Origin of the sequence: Mesorhizobium sp. WSM4935 (assembly GCF_029625735.1) — a bacterium.
GTDB lineage: Bacteria > Pseudomonadota > Alphaproteobacteria > Rhizobiales > Rhizobiaceae > Mesorhizobium.
The window spans coordinates 1-14,116 of sequence record NZ_JARTVR010000032.1 but is presented as its reverse complement, the minus strand read 5'-3'; the positions used below and the strand labels follow the sequence as shown (position 1 = coordinate 14,116).

12 protein-coding genes are annotated in these 14,116 nt (G+C 58.0%); 11 read left to right on the top strand and 1 reads right to left on the bottom strand.

Features of this window, described 5'->3' with window-relative positions:
- Positions 1 to 908 precede the first annotated feature (908 nt).
- The 9 genes from P9273_RS31795 (at position 909) to P9273_RS31755 (ending at position 10,490) form a co-directional block, all read left to right on the top strand.
- Complete coding sequence (locus P9273_RS31795; RefSeq protein WP_063169401.1) at positions 909 to 1,499, top strand: NodA family N-acyltransferase; 591 nt, start codon at positions 909 to 911, stop codon at positions 1,497 to 1,499.
- Entirely contained in the window at positions 1,496 to 2,155 is a 660-nt protein-coding gene (nodB, locus tag P9273_RS31790; RefSeq protein ID WP_063169400.1) for a chitooligosaccharide deacetylase NodB, read from the top strand. Before P9273_RS31795 ends, nodB begins: the two co-directional genes overlap by 4 nt.
- A 15-nt stretch (positions 2,156 to 2,170) precedes the next feature.
- Positions 2,171 to 3,496: a chitooligosaccharide synthase NodC gene (nodC, locus tag P9273_RS31785; protein WP_063169399.1), complete on the top strand. Its 1,326-nt coding sequence runs from the start codon at positions 2,171 to 2,173 to the stop codon at positions 3,494 to 3,496.
- A 261-nt stretch (positions 3,497 to 3,757) separates the two neighbouring features.
- Entirely contained in the window at positions 3,758 to 4,672 is a 915-nt protein-coding gene (gene nodI, locus P9273_RS31780; RefSeq protein ID WP_024505873.1) for a nodulation factor ABC transporter ATP-binding protein NodI, read from the top strand.
- A gap of 3 nt (positions 4,673 to 4,675) precedes the next feature.
- The gene (locus P9273_RS31775) at positions 4,676 to 5,464 is read left to right on the top strand and encodes an ABC transporter permease (protein ID WP_063169398.1); all 789 of its coding nucleotides are present in this window, start codon (positions 4,676 to 4,678) and stop codon (positions 5,462 to 5,464) included.
- Between the two features lie 283 nt (positions 5,465 to 5,747).
- The gene (locus P9273_RS31770) at positions 5,748 to 6,509 is read left to right on the top strand and encodes a sulfotransferase domain-containing protein (protein WP_063169397.1); all 762 of its coding nucleotides are present in this window, start codon (positions 5,748 to 5,750) and stop codon (positions 6,507 to 6,509) included.
- A 389-nt stretch (positions 6,510 to 6,898) separates the two neighbouring features.
- Positions 6,899 to 8,185, top strand: a complete 1,287-nt coding sequence (locus P9273_RS31765) for a dicarboxylate/amino acid:cation symporter (protein ID WP_063169396.1) — start codon at positions 6,899 to 6,901, stop codon at positions 8,183 to 8,185.
- Positions 8,186 to 8,460: 275 nt separating this feature from the next.
- Entirely contained in the window at positions 8,461 to 9,522 is a 1,062-nt protein-coding gene (locus P9273_RS31760; protein ID WP_051695606.1) for a LacI family DNA-binding transcriptional regulator, read from the top strand.
- A gap of 164 nt (positions 9,523 to 9,686) precedes the next feature.
- On the top strand, positions 9,687 to 10,490 hold the full coding sequence (locus tag P9273_RS31755; protein ID WP_063169395.1) for a TIM barrel protein: 804 nt from the start codon (positions 9,687 to 9,689) through the stop codon (positions 10,488 to 10,490).
- Between the two features lie 48 nt (positions 10,491 to 10,538).
- On the opposite strand, the gene P9273_RS31750 is transcribed toward P9273_RS31755, so the two are convergent.
- Positions 10,539 to 11,456, bottom strand: a complete 918-nt coding sequence (locus P9273_RS31750; RefSeq protein WP_063170390.1) for a LysR family transcriptional regulator — start codon at positions 11,454 to 11,456, stop codon at positions 10,539 to 10,541.
- A gap of 701 nt (positions 11,457 to 12,157) precedes the next feature.
- On the opposite strand from P9273_RS31750, the gene P9273_RS32495 reads away from it, so the two are divergent.
- Together P9273_RS32495 and P9273_RS32490 are read left to right on the top strand one after the other, a co-directional pair.
- A complete protein-coding gene (locus tag P9273_RS32495) occupies positions 12,158 to 12,652 on the top strand; it encodes an IS110 family transposase (protein WP_095769983.1) in 495 nt (164 codons plus the stop codon).
- Between the two features lie 140 nt (positions 12,653 to 12,792).
- Entirely contained in the window at positions 12,793 to 13,455 is a 663-nt protein-coding gene (locus P9273_RS32490; protein ID WP_365970300.1) for a hypothetical protein, read from the top strand.
- The last annotated feature ends 661 nt before the right edge of the window (positions 13,456 to 14,116 follow it).

The following is a 14,116-nucleotide window of genomic DNA, read 5'->3' as shown; positions in this document are numbered from 1 at the left end:
CAACGCCTTCGCCATGGGCGGTACGAACGCAGTTCTGGCATTCAGGCAGGTGTAGAAGCCATGCAAGACGCCTCATTTGAGGTCACCTGTCGTATCTAGCTGCTTGCCGGACCACTATGTAAAGCGAGCGCTATTGGCTGCCTCTGCGATGCGGGAATTGGCAGCGGACGTCTCTCGATCAAACAGGCATCTTGCTTGTAGAATTCTTTTAATCGTGAAGCGGCGCGAGTGCGCTATCCGTTGAGGTGAGCAAGGCCGGCGCCCTGGGTGAGCGCTGGTGTCGGGTGGTGGAAAGTACAGGGGGAGCTGTGTGGCCCCTCTTTCTCGGCCTCGACGATGTGCGAAGGAGCCTGCGCGGCGAACGGGCCAACGCCCCAGGCTCAGAACCTGGGCGAACCTAACTCCCGCCAAAGGACAGCCCAGAGCTGGATACACGAAAGAGATACTGAACCCGCGAATCAGATTCTGATCAATCGTCGTGTCTGAGCTCCACTCGGCTCTTACGGAGATAATCGCGCGGCCCGGCAACGGCCGCGCGTGCCGCGGGCGTGAGCTTTGCGCTTCGTCAGAAGTGCCTCGAGCGTGACGACGATAATTGACCAGCCATATGGAACGCATTCGCCCAGTTATCCAAAGCGTGGATACCTTTCATCTAAACAAAGGATTTTACCGTTTTTGCTGCAGGTCCCATAGAAGCGCTTCAAGTTGGAAAGATAGGTAGTTCCGATGGTTGCGTTGGATCTGAGGAGCATCATCTGGTGTGCGGGGCGTACAAAGTCAGTCGCATCTGCATTGCGGCTTGGTCTTTCGGCGGTCCCCACAAGTTACGCCCCGTTGGCGCGACGCCAATTATTTAATCAATGCTTGGACATTTATCTCAACCAGACAGCTACAAGGTGAGGTCTTCCATGCGTCCGAATGTCGAGTGGAAGTTGTGCTGGGAAAATGAGCTGCAACTGGCCGACCATGTCGAACTCTCCGACTTTTTTCGAAAGACCTATGGACGGACTGGCGCCTTCAACGCGGAGCCATTCGAAGGCGGCCGCAGTTGGGCCGGCGCGAGGCCGGAATTCCGCGCAATCGGCTACGACGCGCATGGGGTAGCGGCTCACATCGGCATGCTGCGGCGCTTCATCAAAGTTGGCGAGGTCGACTTGATCGTCGCTGAATTGGGCCTGTACGCGGTTCGTCCGGATCTTGAAGGGCTCGGAATCGGTTTTTCGATGCGCGTGGCGTACCCAGTGCTCCATCAGTTGGGTGTTCCATTCGCTTTCGGCACGGTTCGGCACGCGCTGCGAAACCATGTCGAAAGATTCTGCAGAGCCGGCCTCGCGAACATTGTGTCGGGCGTTCGCGTACGGTCGACCCGTCCAGATGTGCATCCCGACCTGCCGCCCACGCGCCTGGAAGACGTACTCGTGTTGGTTTCGCCGATCGGACGCTCGATGGACGAGTGGCCGTCTGGTACCCTGATCGACCGGAACGGTCCGGAACTATGAAGCCTCTGGACTACATATGCGAAGGGCAGAGTGACAATGCCGATCGCATTGCAGAGCGCAGCGTCTATCTGACGTTTGACGACGGTCCCAATTCATTTTTCACACCGCAGATACTCAATGTGCTGGCGCAACATCAGGTGCCGGCGACCTTCTTCGTTGTTGGGGCCTACGCGGCCGACGAGCCGGAACTCGTTCGCCGAATTATTACAGACGGCCACGGTATAGCCAACCACACGATGACTCATCCGGACCTAGCTAAATGCGGGTCCGTCGAAGTCGACTGCCAGATAGTTGAGGCAAACAGAGTCATAGGGATGGCTTGCCCGCAGGCCATGGTTCGGTACTTTCGTGCACCCTATGGCATCTGGACCGAAGAAGTAATCGCTGCATTAGCGGGTGAGGCATTGGCGCCCGTCCATTGGTCCATTGATCCACGCGACTGGTCTCGCCCCGGCGTTGACGCCATCGTCGACAGAGTGCTCGCCGATATCCGGCCGGGCGCAATCGTGCTGTTGCACGACGGGTGCGCTCCCGACGAATTGCAACCAGGCAATCAAGCCAGTCTGCGCGACCAGACGGTGACAGCGTTGTCACGCCTAATTCCAGAATTGCACGGCCGCGGATTTGTAATCCGATCACTTCCTCAACATCCCTGAACAAACAGAGATCCTATGGACCTTCTCACCACAGCCAGTACTGTTGCCGTTTCGTCTTATGCGGTGCTCTCGACTGTTTACAGAGGCATGCAAGCGGTCTACTCCCAACCGGAAAATGTTACGCCGCCGTCGGAAAGCTTGTTCGGATCCGACCGTTGGCCGAGCGTGGATGTCATTATCCCCTGCTACAATGAGGACCCGCGCACACTCGCGGCGTGTTTAGCTTCCATTGCAAATCAAGATTACTCCGGAACATTTCAGGTCTATCTGGTTGACGACGGTTCTGGAAATCGTAATGCCGTCATCCCGGTACATCACGCCTACGAGGGCGACCCGAGATTCAATTTCATTCTGCTCCGCGAAAATGTTGGCAAACGCAAGGCGCAGATCGCCGCCATCCGCCGCTCATCTGGAGATTTCGTGCTCAGCGTCGACTCTGACACGACACTTGCGTCCGACGTCATCACGAAGCTTGCAGTAAAAATGCGGGATTCCATGGTCGGAGCGGCCATGGGCCAGCTGACGGCATACAACCGCAGCGACACTTGGTTGACCCGATTGATCGATATGGAATACTGGCTGGCTTGCAATGAGGAGCGCGCGGCGCAAGGTCGCTTTGGTGCGGTCATGTGCTGCTGCGGCCCATGTGCAATGTACCGCCGGTCTTGTCTCCTTTCTCTGCTGGATCAATACGAGACGCAGCTGTTCAGGGGGAAACCAAGCGACTTCGGTGAAGACCGTCATCTTACGATCCTCATGCTGAAAGCAGGCTTTCGAACCGAGTACGTTCCAGGTGCCGTCGCGGCGACAGTCGTTCCGGACAAGATGGGACCTTATTTGCGCCAACAACTCCGCTGGGCACGAAGCACTTTCCGGGACACGATGCTTGCGCGAGGTCTACTGCGTGGCCTGGATCGCTATCTAACTTTGGATGTGATGGGAGAGAATCTCGGCCCATTGTTGCTCGGCATCGCGGTAGTAACGGCGCTCGGTGAGTTACTATTTTCACATACAGTAAATTGGTGGACGGTGCTGGCTATTGTCACGATGACCATAATCAGATCTACGGTGTTATCTTTCCGCACTCGGCAGCTTCGATTCATCGGCTATTCAATGCACGCGTTAATCAGGATATTCCTGTTGATCCCCTTGAAGGCTTACGCCCTGTGTACATTGAGCAATAGCGATTGGCTGTCGCGTAAAAGTGTTCCCCTGCCCAACAGCAGCACAAAGGAAATCACAAGCGCGATGCCGCTTGGCGGAGCAAATGCTGCGGGCAATTCTGGAATTGCGGAGTCACTTCATACTGCAGATCTTTCGCTCACAGCTAGTGAAGTCTGACGGCCTTGCAGCGCCGAGTGACCGAGTAAGTTGTGTCAGTCGACACGGGGTGAAGCTTGTCGAGTTACCTATGGTCAGAACGGGGACTATGTGGAAGCGACACGTGGCATCTTGACGTTATTCTTTGGCGGAAGCGATACACACGTCGCTCCGGCCGCGACTTTCCAAAGGTGTCATCTCAAGGCGGTGGCCTGCTCTGAACCAGAATTCGCAAGTAAGCTGCCGGTGGCCAATCGGACTCATTCCGCTTGAGATAGACGCATGTCCAATGTAGCAATCGACCTTACCGGCGTAACCAAATTATTCGGAAACAAGCTCGTTGTGGACGGGCTGTCCTTCACCGTTGCATCGGGAGAGTGCTTCGGTCTGCTGGGGCCTAACGGCGCAGGCAAGAGCACGATTGCGCGTATGCTCCTCGGTATGACCCGGCCTGACGCGGGTGATATAACAGTCCTCGGTCTACCAGTGCCGGCACGCAGCCGCTTGGCCCGCAAGGGCATAGGCGTGGTCCCGCAGTTCGACAATCTCGACCTGGAATTTACGGTACGTGAGAACCTGTTGGTGTTCGGGCGCTACTTCGGCATGAGTACAAGAGAGATCAACGCCGTCATCCCACGGCTGCTCGAGTTCGCTCGCCTTGAGAGCAAGGCGGATTCACGTGTCGGCCTGCTATCCGGCGGGATGAAGCGGCGCCTGACGCTGGCACGTGCTCTGATCAACGACCCCCAGTTGCTTGTGATGGATGAGCCCACGACCGGCCTCGACCCGCATGCCCGCCATCTGATCTGGGAGCGACTTCGTTTCCTGCTGGCGAGCGGAAAAACGATCATTTTGACCACCCATTTCATGGAAGAGGCTGAGCGGCTTTGTGATCGGCTGTGTGTTCTCGAGCGGGGACGCAAGATCGCCGAGGGCAGTCCTCATGCGCTGATCGACGAGTACATTGGGTGCAACGTGATCGAGATCTTCGGCGGTAATCCACAGGAGCTGATTTCGCTGATCAGACCGTACGTTCAGCGTGTCGAGGTAAGCGGCGAGACGCTCTTTTGCTATGCGCCTGAGCCGGAGGATGTGCGCATCCAGCTTCGCGGTCGAGCGGGTCTGCGTATTCTAGAGCGTCCACCCAGTCTGGAGGACGTTTTCTTGCGGTTAACCGGACGTGAGATGGAGAAGTGAGCAATGGGTGAACGTTTTGCGGCCGCTCTACCCGCCAACGCCTGGAACTGGATGGCGGTGTGGCGCCGCAATCATCTGGCATGGAAGAAGGTGGCATTTGCTTCAATGCTCGGCACCCTTGCTGATCCGATGATTTACCTTTTCGGGCTCGGCACTGGCCTTGGACTGTTGGTAGGCCGCATCGAAGGTGCATCCTACATCGCCTTTCTGGCAGCCGGCATGGTTGCGACGAGCGCGATGACAGCATCAACCTTCGAAACAATTTACGCGGTTTTCGGTCGAATGCGCGATCAGGGCACTTGGGAAGCAATCCTGCACACACAACTTACCCTCGGCGACATCGTTCTCGGTGAATTGACCTGGGCAGCCACAAAGGCTTTTCTGGCCGGTACGACAATTGCGATTGTTGCGGCCGCGCTAGGTTATGCCGCGTGGACGTCGGTTCTCTACGTGCTACCGGTCGTCGCTCTCACCGGATTCGCCTTTGCGAGCCTGGCCATGCTCGTCATCGCGCTCGCGCCCAGTTATCACTATTTTATTTTCTATCAGACGCTTGTCATCACACCCATGCTGTTCCTTTCGGGCGCGGTTTTTCCAGTCGGCCAATTGCCAGGAGTGTTTCAGCAGATTGCGGCCTTCTCGCCCCTGGCGAATTCTATCGAGCTAATCCGTCCGGTGATGCTCGGCCGCCTGGGCGACAATGTAGGGCTGCATATAGGCGCACTTTGCATGTTCGCTGTATTGCCTTTTTTTCTGTCGGCTGGACTGTTTCATCGACGACTAATGCGTTGACGCTTGCTTACACCCATTAACCAGAAGGAGGTCCGCAATGCCGGATGCAAACTGCCCACAGCGGCCCGGAGGCATGCGTATGCTAGGAATCGCGAGTGGTACAACGCCGAAGCCGGGCGCCACCCAGCCGCTGCAGGCACCCGCCCAGCTTCGCGACCACACCTCGAAGAACAGGCTGGATGGTGAGGCGCGGACCCACCCGGAGCGTTCAATCGATAGCAGCCAAGCTTCTTGTGCGCGTCCACAGACCGTCGCGGCCATTATTTAGTTGGATACACATGCAATGACCCACAACGAAGCAACTCTTGAGCCTTTTGTGATCCTTGCTATGCCAAGGACCGGAACACACTATTTAGAAGAATTGCTAAACGAGCATCCGACCGTTTTGAGTAACGGTGAGTTGCTAAACGAATATGATCCCAATTGGCCCAGCACTGATCGCCTGCTAGGCACGGATCGCGAGCTTCTTGAGCTTGCCTATGTGCGCTGCCCTATGCGCGACTACAAGAATGTGACGCATCTTGGATGCAAGATCAATGAACCTCAGTTTCGCGAGCGTCCCGCATTCTTTGCGGAACTGGCTCGTTGGCCAGCACTCAAGGTCATCCTTGTTGTTCGCCGAAACGTATTGGAATCGCTCCGATCCTTTGTGCAGGCCAGGGAAAGCGGTCACTGGCTGAAGTTCAGCTGGGACAACGATACCGCTCGGCCACCGAGCGTCAGGTTGTCAATCGCCGACTGTGAGGCTTATTTCAAAGCCGCCGACGATTTTCACGCTCGCGTTATGGACTCCTTCACGTCGACCAACCTGCTTGTAATGGAATACGAGAGCCTACTTCACGAACCTGCCCAATGCCTGGGAGCGGTTTGGGATTTCCTGGGCGTTCCAGCGCTTGAGCCATCAGATAACGCCATCCTGCAGCGCCAGGAAACGCGACCGCTGGATCAAACGGTGGAGAACTTTGACGAGTTGCGGATTCACTTCGCACGGGGACCTTATTCAAGATTTTTTGACCTCGGAGATTCAATGCGCTCCTACGCTTAATCGCTTGTACCGCGTGCTCTGATGGGCGTGTAGGATATCCTGCAGTTTGCGCGCATTCCGTCGCAAAACTGACAAACCAAAGTCACCAAGACGACAGAGATATCGGCCGGCAGTCGATCTGCGGCAGACATCAAAGACACGGCCGCAAGGCGACCTGGTCAATTCCCTCTCTGGCGAAGCACTTCTTCAGACGCGATCTTTGGCGAGCCTTGAGTGCAAATTCCGGCAAAGGTGGAGGGTTCCAGTGCGCAACCCGCACCAATCTCGCTGGACGGGACAGGCCTCCAGTTGGCACGGCGCTTGCTCCGAGATGACAGCAGCGCTCGACCGGAGCGCAGCATGGGAGAAGGAGGAGCCCCCACCCCGATCCGGTCAGGGAGAGAGAAACGGTGTTGGTTCCAAGAGTCCCCCGCGCGATCGCAGCGCCCCGCAAGCCCCATTTTGCCCGGACCTACGTGCAGGTGCTTGCCGCCATAGTCCTGGGAGCCGCAATTGGCTACCTCTATCCGGAAACCGGCCAGAGCCTGAAGCCGCTCGGCGATGCCTTCATCAAAGTCGTCAAGATGATTATCGCACCTGTCATCTTCCTGACAATTGCGACCGGCATTGCCGGCATGAGCGATCTGCAGAAGGTCGGCCGAGTTGCCGCCAAGGCGATGGTTTATTTCCTCACCTTCTCGACACTTGCACTCGTTGTCGGACTGATTGTCGCGAATATCGTTCAACCTGGCGCCGGCCTCAACATCGATCCGGCCTCGCTCGATGTCCAAGCCGTTAAGGGCTATGTGGCCACGGCTCACGAGCAGTCCGTGACCAGCTTCCTGATGAACATCATCCCGTCAACGATTGCCAGTGCCTTCGCGGAAGGCGACATCCTGCAAGTCCTGTTCTTCTCGGTCCTGTTCGGCATTGCTTTGGCGATGACCGGAGAGACGAGCAGGCCGGTCGTTACCTTTCTCCAGGCGCTTACCGCCCCCATTTTTAAGCTCGTCGGCATTCTGATGAAGGCTGCACCCATCGGCGCCTTCGGCGCAATGGCCTTTACGATCGGCAAATACGGAATCGGTTCGGTGGCCAACCTCGCGATACTGGTCGCGACGTTCTATCTTACCGCCTTCCTCTTCGTGTTCGGGGTTCTCGGCGCGGTCTGCCGCTACAACGGCTTCTCGATCTTTTCTCTCGTCCGCTACATCAAGGACGAGCTGCTGCTTGTCCTGGCAACGTCCTCCTCGGAGGCCGCGCTGCCCTCGCTAATGGAGAAGATGGAGAAGGCCGGCGCCGCCCGTTCGGTCGTAAGTCTCGTCATCCCTACTGGATACTCATTCAATCTGGACGGTACCAATATCTACATGACGATCGCCGCCCTCTTCATCGCCCAGGCGACGAACACAGATTTGTCAATTGCCGATCAGATCCTCCTGCTGCTAATTGCGATGCTTTCCTCGAAGGGTGCGGCAGGCGTCACCGGCGCCGGCTTCATCACATTGGCCGCTACTCTCTCTGTCGTGCCGAGTGTTCCCGTTGCCGGAATGGCTCTAATTCTTGGCGTGGACCGCTTCATGTCGGAATGCCGCGCGCTGACGAATTTAGTCGGTAATGCGGTGGCATCGCTCGTTGTCGCTCGCTGGGAAGGCGAATTGGACCAGTCACGGATGGAAACCGCTTTCCGCGGTTAGGGTTACATCAAACTGGCTCCCCGCAAGCAAGATCGCAACAGCGCGACGTGTAAGTAGCGGCCTTGACACAACAGTCGAATTGCCAGCCTCCAAAGAGCGCTGGAAATAGAGTACTAACGCAGTGAGTAATACAACACCATGAAGCCCCTAAGCAAACGAACGGTTCACGGAGACTCATCTGGGTGCGCATGGAGCGCTGTTCGTCGAATGCGCTATCCGCGGGGTGGGGGAACTATTTCAGCTTGCCGCCCCAAGCCGTCGCGGGAGCGCACCGGATGATGGAGGACCGGCCGATCAGAATCGCTAGGGGAAAGCGCGTCACAATAGCCGATCTCGCCCGCGAAGCCGGAGTCAGCGTAGCAACAGTCGATCGGGTTCTGAACGTCCGCCTTCCGGTGCGAGAGGAGACCGCCCAGCGGGTCCATGCGGCCGCGCACGCGATCGGCTATCATGCTGCCGGTCTCATCAAACAGCGCTTGCAGCAGCACCTGCCGCACTACAAGCTGGGCTTCATCTTGAGAAAACCTACCCACGATTTCTACCAAGATTTCGCTCGCAAGATCGAAGAGTCGGTCAGTATGGCTAAATCCTTCCACGGCCTTCCGATCATCGAGTTCGCGCAGTCACATTTGCCGCGTGACCTGCTCCCGCTTCTTAAGGACCTTGGGAGCCGCTGCCAGGCGATCGCCATGGTGGCGGCCGATCACCCGAAAATCACAGCATCAGTCGAGGAGCTCAAGGCGAAAGGTATCCCGGTATTTTCGCTGCTATCCGACTTCGCCGATGGCGTGCGCGAGGGCTACATCGGCCTCAACAACAGCAAGGTCGGACGGACTGCCGCTTGGGTGTTTTCCAAGGCCGCAAAACGGCCCGGCAAGGTGGCGGTGTTTGTCGGAAGCCATCGCTTCCAGGCGCATGCGACGCGGGAAACGGCCTTTCGTGCGTATTTTCGTGAGAACGCGCCAAAATTCGAGGTGCTTGATGCGCTCGTGAACCTTGATGAACGGCAGCTCACTTACGAAAAATTGCTGGATCTTATGCAGCGGGAACCAGAGCTCGTCGGCTTCTATATGGCCGGCGGGGGGATAGAGGGGGCAATTTCCGCGCTCCGAGAAGAGGGGAGCGGTCAGGATCTCGTCGCGATCGTGAGTGAAATGACGCCGCAGTCACGTGGGGCGCTTGCGGATGACATCTTGACGATGGCGGTCGGCACGCCAATGCGCCGACTTTGCCAGGAGCTGATAATGGCAATGGAGCGGGCCATCAAAGCCGGCGTCGCGGAGAGCCCGGGGCAGACATTTCTGCCGTTCGACATTTATCTTCCGGAAAATATTTGACCTTGATGGATTTCTATCATGAGCGCCCATTTTCCTTTCACCGATGAAAGGAAAGCTCGATTGACTCGGCCGTCTCTGTCCGATCTGTGAACCGGCGTGGTTCCGTCTTGAAAGAAGCCGGATGCCGAAATGGCAGCCGCGCTTCATGGAAGGAAAGTCAAGCAATGCGCCAGGTATCGCCCCGCTTTGCACTCGATCACATGGCGGCGCCCCGCCTTGACGTCAGTGCGCTTTTCGCGCTTGCCCGTGACCAAGGCCTGACCGACGTCCAAATCCGTTACCCTCATTTCAGCAATCCTGTCGCACGCGGCATTCCGGCTGCGGACGTTCGGTTGGCCGCTACCGAAGCGGGCGTCACGATCATCTCTGTCAACGCCTTGCAGCGGTTCAACGACTGGACTCCAACGCGTCAGGCCGAGGCAAGCAACCTCGCCGATTATGCGACGGCGTGCGGGGCGGAGACGCTCGTGTTGGTGCCGGCCAACCGCAGCTCGTGGCCCACCAATAGCGAGCGCCAGGACAATCTTCGTTTCGCTCTAAACGAGATCAAGCCAATCCTCCAGTCGCGGGGTCTGATCGGTCTCATCGAGCCGCTGGGTTTCCGAACCTGCTCGCTTCGATCAAAGAAGGAAGCGGCCGAGGCCGTTGCCGCGGTTGATGGCCAGTCCGTCTTTCGCCTCGTGCACGACACGTTCCACCACACCCTGGCCGGGGAGACATGCCTGTTCTGCGAGCTTACCGGCCTGGTGCACATTTCAAGCGTAAACGACCCGACCTTCTGGATTTACCCCGATCGCTTTCTTGCAGGTTCCGACAATGGCAGCCAGATTCAGGCGCTGCTGGATGGCGGCTACGCGGGACCTTTCTCATTCGAGCTGGTCGAGGAAGTCCATTCTCTGGACGATCTCGCAGGCGCACTTGCCGCCAGCATCGACTTTATCCGGCGAGGGCTATTGTCGTCAAAGTAGATGGTGACAGGAGTAGTGACTATAGGTGCGCCTGAATTTTCCGTGGGTTCACAGCGGGGCAGCCATCCGAGATGCCTCCTGTATCATTATCTCCCGCATCCAGATGCTTGCCGGATCGCTATTGTGGAGGGCCGGCCATTGGAGGGTCTCGGTGAATGTGGGAAATGGCAGCGGAAGTTCGATAACCCGCAGGGGGAACGTTTTTTCGAAATGCCTGACCAGCCGTAAGGGCATGGTCGCTATACGAGCTGTGCCGGACACCATAGGTGGAATCATGCTGAAGCCCTGCACGGCGACCTCGACACGTCTCTTAAGGCCATGCTCAAGCAAAAACCATTCCTCGATAGACGGCTTCATCGTACGCCCGAACCTGACCGCGACGTGCCTCATCGACATGTATCTCTCGAATGTAAGCTGCTGTGGCAGCTGCTTGTTTGTGGGACAGCCTACGCACACGAGCTTCTCGTCAAACAGCGCAACGCTTGAATGCACACTCGACGTGAACATATCCGGTAGAATTAGAAAATCGACGTCACCGCGCCGGAGAAGCTCATCGGGGCTATCGTCGACAGGCAGCAGTTCGAAGCTGACGGCGGGGGCTTCCCGTGAAATACGCTCCACAAGCTTTTCGAAAAACACGAGCGTGACGAAATCGGAAAGAATGATCCTGAAGAGGCGATCGGCTCGAGCTGGGTCAAACGGATCCGAAGAAATAATCGAGCACTGGATGTGCTGGAGAGCGTCGCGAACTGCGGGGGCAAATGCTGCCGCACGCGGGGTTAGAAATCTTTCGCGACCTCTTATCGTAAACAGTTCATCGCGGAAATAATCGCGCAGTCGGGCGACGGCCGCACTCATGGCGGGCTGACTCAGGTTAATCCTGCGTGCCGCCGCCGAGAGATTACGCTCCGTCAGGAGTGCGTCGAGCACAACGAGGAGATTTAGATCAAGTCCTTTGAAACGCATGTCATCAGCCATCCATGGGATGGATGCCTTTAACCGAAACAAACGACTTTAACAATTTAGCATTCTTGCAATCTTTTGTCGCAAAAAGTTTATGATGGATGACGTTAAGGTCCGACATATGAGCCGCGTGATCTGCCGAAGCGAGCAATCGTTCGTACTGTGCAGGTCAGAGATTGGCAGTTTGAAACGCCGGGCCGATGGCGCCGGTCTATCAACCAGCGTCTTCGGCGGCCCCGACCTAGCTAGGCGTGGAACCTAATAGGGTGCACCTTTCCAGTCCGAGGCGACTGATGGGCGGTTTGATCCTAAGCTGCCGTGAGGCCTGTGCCAATTGTATCGGCGAGCCAATGCAGCAGTCCGGCAGCGTTTTTGAGAGCTGTTGTAGGCTCGGCCTAAGCCCATTGGCGCAAGCCTATCTGAACGAAGCGCTTGGCCTTGCCGCTATCCGGTATGTGATCTGTGGTGCCTTCTCGTCCTGCTGTTCTTGTTTTGGAACGCCCTTATGGTGAGCCCATCCGGGACGTGGGGCACCGGGAGCACAAAGGTGCAGGCAGGCCGTCAATAGACCGTGGGCTGAGAGCCCGAGCTCGTTACATGGCCGCCCCTCGCGACTTTCCCGGATGCGCTGCGAGCGCGGATCAGTAGATGTCGTGTTGCCCGCCAGCTCCCGTCTTTGACCGAGCCAAGAAGGAGGAACGGGCATGCTTATCATCGGACTGGATATTCACCGCGCCTTCGCCGAAGCAGTGGCATGGGAGGAGGGCAGGCTCAGGCGACTCGGCCGCGTCGACATGCGGCGCGATCTGCTGGCGGCGTTCGCCGCGAAGCTGTCGCCGAACGATGTCGGGGTGATCGAGGCCACCGGCAACGCGACGTCCGCTGCAGCTGTGGTTGCGCCGCATGTGAAGAAGGTGGGGATCGCCAAGCCGAAACAGGTGTTTATCGTTGCCTATGCCAAGATCAAAACGACGATCGACGCCGACGTTCTTGCGCAGCTCTATGCCAGCGGCTTCTTGCCAGAAGTCTGGATTGCGGACGAGCCGACGCAGGCTCTGCGTCGACAGGTGACACGGCGCAATCAGATTGTCCGACAGAGATCTCGATTGAAGAGCGTCATCCAGTCGATCCTTCATAGCCACCTGATCCGTCCTGCCCGCATGCTGACCTGTGCGGCGCCAAGGGTCGGACCTGGTTAATCGAGCAGGTCGTACCGCAGGACGAGCGCCTCGCGATCGATGGGCATCTGCGCGAGTTCGACCGATTGGGCGAAGACCTCCAGGTCATCGAACGCGATCTTGTCCGCTCGGCTCTCGAGGATGAAGGCGTGAAGCGGCTGATGACCATTCCCGGCGTCGACATCACCGTCGCGCTGGCGATGAAGGGCGGCGATCGGCGACGTGTCGCGCTTCGACGATCCGCAGAAGCTCGTGACCTATCTCGGGTTGAACCCAAGCGTCCAGCAGTCCGGCCAGGTCCGGCCTACCATGGGCGGATCACCAAGCAGGGCCGTGGTCATGCGCGCGGCATGCTCGTCGAGGCGGCCTGGGCGGCCGCTCGTGCTCCCGGACCGTTGCGAGCCTTCTCCCTGCGGCGTGCGAGCCCGGCGCGGACAGCATGTCGCGGCCGTGGCAACCGCACGCAAACTCTCTGTCGTGATCTGTCATCTGTTGAGAAGGGCGAGAGTTACGCGTGGGCTCGACCCTCCCTGCATGCCAAGAAGCTTGCGCGATGTGGAACTCAAGGCCGGGAGCAAGGCTGTGCGCGGCCAAAAGGGAGCGCACGCCTACAACATAAAGAGCCACCGGGAAGAAGAGCGCCGCTGGGTGGAGCAGGCCGAGGGCGCCTATGCACGCCTCGTCGCCGGTTGGAACCCACGAGGTCCGAAGAGGGTAGGCACGGATGCCGCAAACGAGGCGCGACGATAGAAGCTGCGCGGCAGGGCTCTCATCTCGGACCCTGCTCTTCGCCACGCGGTCGTCCGTGCGCGACAGGAGAATAGCGCAGATTTATCAAAAAGGCTCTTGTCGATCACATCAGTGGTCTTGGGCGCTGTACGGCCGGGTGAAGACTTTGCAGGTGGCCCGGAAAGCGTTTGACCTGCAGCGAAGCAATTGTCGTCATTACGCGCTCGACCCGGGCGCCCAGCTTGGCATAAGGGCTACGTGGCCTCAGGAAGCGTCGTCGCCAATGCAGACCATGGACGAATTCCCAGCCGATGCCGAGATGCCGGTCGACCGTGCCTGTCGCCGTCCGGTGATGCGATGCCCCCGAGCGGATGAGTTCGCCCCGGATGCTCCCGGTCACGACGCACGGGTTCGGGTTCCAAGGCGCTCAGTTTTGTTCGCGCCCAATCGGTGTAGGACGCGGCAGAAATACGAGCGTGACGAAATCGGAAAGAATGATCCTGAAGCGGCGATTCGGTAGAGCCGGGTCAAACTATCCGACGAAATAAACGATCACTGGATGGGCGGGGGAGCGTCGCAAACTGGAGGGCAAGAGCTCCCGGACGCAGCGTTAAGTTTGAATACCTCCGCGGACATGGTCGCGAGCTTATCGCGCAAATAAATCGAGCAGCCGAGCGCCGGCCGCACTCATGACCGGCTGGGCTCGGTTAATCCTGCATGCCGCGCCCATGAGGTTACTTGTCCGGAGTGCGTCGA